Origin of the sequence: Streptomyces sp. YIM 98790 (assembly GCF_011421595.1) — a bacterium.
Classification (GTDB): Bacteria; Actinomycetota; Actinomycetes; order Streptomycetales; family Streptomycetaceae; genus Streptomyces.
The window spans coordinates 1-382 of the sequence record NZ_WTLH01000103.1 but is presented as its reverse complement, the minus strand read 5'-3'; the positions used below and the strand labels follow the sequence as shown (position 1 = coordinate 382).

Here is a 382-nt window from a genome sequence, read left to right as displayed (position 1 = left end):
CCCCGCAGCGGCTGAGCCCGTCGCCGGCGAAGGCGGGGCCGACGGGGCCCCACCCGCGGCGGACGCCCGGTCGCCCCGCCCTCACCGGCGGGGTCCTTCCGGGCGGCGGGGACAGGCGGCGCCCGGGGGCGGGGCGGCGGGGGCATGGCTCCACGCCCCCGCAGCGGCCCCGCTCCCGCGCTCCGCAGGCGCCCGGCGGGAGTCAGCCGATGTCCGAGGGGTCCATGCGGACCCGCGCGGTGACGGTGTCGCCGTGGGCGAGGCGGGTGGCCTGGGCCGCCTTGAGGGCCGCAGCGAGCGGGGCACCGCCGCCCAGCGGGACCCGGATCAGCGCACGGTGCCACACCTCGCCCGGGGCCGGCCCGCCCGGGCGGCGGCTGCC

1 protein-coding gene is annotated in these 382 nt (G+C 84.0%); it reads right to left on the bottom strand.

Annotation, left to right across the window (positions count from 1 at the left end; genetic code table 11):
* Nucleotides 1-202: 202 nt before the first annotated feature.
* Nucleotides 203-382 (bottom strand): TOBE domain-containing protein (locus tag GQS09_RS17450; protein WP_165987256.1); only part of this gene is annotated, 180 nt, incomplete at its 5' end.